The 2779-nt window shown below is 42.5% G+C and carries 2 protein-coding genes and 1 pseudogene; 1 reads left to right on the top strand and 2 read right to left on the bottom strand.

Going from position 1 to position 2779, the window contains the following annotated elements; all coding sequences use genetic code 11:
* Positions 1-405 (bottom strand): annotated as a pseudogene (locus tag FC20_RS09340) (hypothetical protein); the annotation flags it as partial.
* Positions 406-512: 107 nt separating this feature from the next.
* On the bottom strand, positions 513-1160 hold the full coding sequence (locus tag FC20_RS10940) for a GGDEF domain-containing protein (RefSeq protein ID WP_236697666.1): 648 nt from the start codon (positions 1158-1160) through the stop codon (positions 513-515).
* Between the two features lie 781 nt (positions 1161-1941).
* Here FC20_RS10940 and FC20_RS09330 point away from each other — a divergent pair.
* A complete protein-coding gene (locus FC20_RS09330; protein ID WP_008463329.1) occupies positions 1942-2775 on the top strand; it encodes an aldo/keto reductase in 834 nt (277 codons plus the stop codon).
* The last annotated feature ends 4 nt before the right edge of the window (positions 2776-2779 follow it).

Here is a 2779-nt window from a genome sequence, read left to right as displayed (position 1 = left end):
AATTGAAAGGTTCCATCCGGTATAAACCGATGCTAGCTCGTAAATGATATTTATGCCAAATACGCTGTGCAGCAGCCAATTCTTTTTACCGGGGCGGAGATAAAGAGCAATGAAGTACCCGATCCCAACTCCGAAGATATACTCAAATGCTTTGATGAAGTGAAAAAGTCGATCGGTATTAGGCGGACTATTAATCAGATAAACCGAAAGCCAGTCGAATAAATTGTATAGAAGCAGACTTCCTAAGACATGATAGCTATAGATCTTGAAGCGCCTGGGATGGTGCTGGTCAAATAAAACCAGGATAAAAATCGCGATTAAGAATAAGGTAATTATTATATCTAAAGAAGTATAGTAGTCTAAAAAACTATTAGAAAGTTGTGCCATTACGGCAGTTGCATGCATGATTGCGACCTCCCTCGATAAATATTTTACCATATAAAAATGGCGTATCTTCATCCGGGAGATAACAAAAAGCTTATATAATATAAAAAACGGAGATTTCTCTCCGTTTACCGTCTTCTGCGGTCATGTTTAGGATCCATGTAATACTTGCGCTTATCATTATACATCCTTTGGTCTGCGATGATCATCAACTCTTTCATATTGCCATTAGGGTTTTCTTGAGAAAAAGCCATCCCAGCAGCCAGGCTGACTTTGAGCTGGAGATTTTGATTCGCACGTTGCTCCTCTTTTGAAAGTTTTTCTAGAAGCTCTTGCCCTCTATCTTCGCTCCCATAAACGACTACGGCAAATTCGTCCCCGCCTGTCCGGTAGCAAGGATTGCCGACAAAAGTCTTCTGGATAATTTGGGCAGCTGACTTGATCAAGATGTCCCCTGCCGCATGGCCATAAGTATCGTTAACATGCTTGAGACCATTGATGTCGATGGAAAAGGCAGTTAGCTGTCTTTCTCTTAATGGGGATGCGTCATTTTTGAGCAAAGCTTCATAGGCATAGCGGCTCTTCAGGCCGGTCAAGGGATCAGTTAGGATGATCCTTTCTTTTTGGTTAATGGTTTGGTCACTGGTCTCTAAATCGATAATTTGGTAGTCGAGAATGAGGATGGTGAAGGCGATGTTGATGGTTAAACCGGCGGTCCGGATGTAGCCGTCAGATAAGTCTTGAGTCAAAACGCCAGCAGCTACAAAAACGAACATGTAGGCGATGAAAAACTTGCTACCGAGTGAAATGCTTTTACTATATAAGGTTAGTGCCTTGGCAACATAGATCAAACAGACGACCCAGCAAAAGGTGAAAAAGGAGTGGTATGATCCATGATGAAGAAGATTATATGGCCCAAGCCTAAAGCACCAGCCAGTAAAGATTGAAGCAATTTCAAAGATCGTATTGGCAACTACGACGCTAAGTAAGATTTTTGGACACTTAAACTGCCTAAGCATTCTAATCACAAAGCAGCAAAAGACAGGTGGGAGGATGTAAGAAATTGCCTTAGCCGTGAGGTGCAACAAGTCACTGTTGTCGACAAAGGTCAAAATAACTGAAGCCCAATCTGCAACATTATATATCAAAAGCAATATTAGATTGAAATTACAAAGAATTTTCTTCTGGTGACTATAGTGGCGATTATTTGAGATTAGAATAATCATGCCGAACAGACTGAGTTCAAGCACGGCGATGATCGCTGTGTAATGGCTTAAATACAATTGCGATAAAGGCCGCATTCCAATCTTGTTGATCATAGTTTCACCTTCCATCTAAGCTTATTATACCGCATGTTGTTACCGCTATCTCAATTAATTAAAGTTAACTAAGTAAGAATCTGTTCTTGTGAACAACTGCAAAAATCTATTGTTTAGTAACAATACAGAATTTAGATAACTTTGCTGCATCGGCAATTGACAGACCCTATGGTTTGGACCATAATTTTGGTAATGGTAAATGTGATGCATATCTATTTAAAGTTAAAGTGAGGCAAAAATGGAATATCTACAATTTTATGACGGCAGCAAGGTACCAGTTTTAGGCTTTGGGACATACAAGATTGATCCGGCAGATACCAAAGAGGCTGTGCTTAATGCCTTAAGCAGCGGCTACCGCTTGGTGGACACGGCGCAGGACTACGAAAATGAAGCGGAGGTTGGTCAGGCTGTGCGGGAATGCGGCATCCCTCGCGACAAAGTTTTTGTCACGACCAAGCAAGATGCTGGCGGCTATGAACGCGCTAAGAAAGATATCGACGGTTCCCTTCTAAAGGCTGGCCTTGATTACTTCGACCTAATGATCATCCACTGGCCAACTGGTGAAGATGTTGGCACTTACCAGGCACTGGAAGAAGCGGTAAAGGCAGGCAAGCTTCGTTACATCGGAGTTTCCAACTTTAACATTCGTCAGCTAGAAGACTTGATGAAGCAAACGTCCATCAAGCCTGTTGTTAACCAGATTGAAACCAGCGTTTACAACCAGCAGGTTAAGCAGCATGACTGGCTGACTAAACAGGGCATTATCCATGAAGCCTGGAGTCCTCTGGCCAGCGGTCCAAAGGAAATGATGAGTGATCAGGTATTGCAAGAAATTGGACAAAAATATGGCAAGACCGCCGTTCAAATTGCCCTGAAGGTCTTGGTGCAAGAAAAGGTTTGGACCATTCCGCGGTCAGTAAACCCAGAGCACATTAAGGATAATATTGACTTGTTTGACTTTGAACTGAGCGATGATGAAATGGCTGCCTTACGCAAGCTCGATAAGAAGCAATGGTGTGGTTGGCCGAAGGAAATGAGCGAAGATGTCAATGGTAACCCCTTACTGAAGTAAGGGG

The sequence above is a fragment of the Lactobacillus equicursoris DSM 19284 = JCM 14600 = CIP 110162 genome, assembly GCF_001434815.1.
GTDB lineage: Bacteria > Bacillota > Bacilli > Lactobacillales > Lactobacillaceae > Lactobacillus > Lactobacillus equicursoris.
The sequence above is the reverse complement of the archived record's forward strand: the minus strand, read 5'-3'. Positions and strand labels throughout refer to the sequence as shown.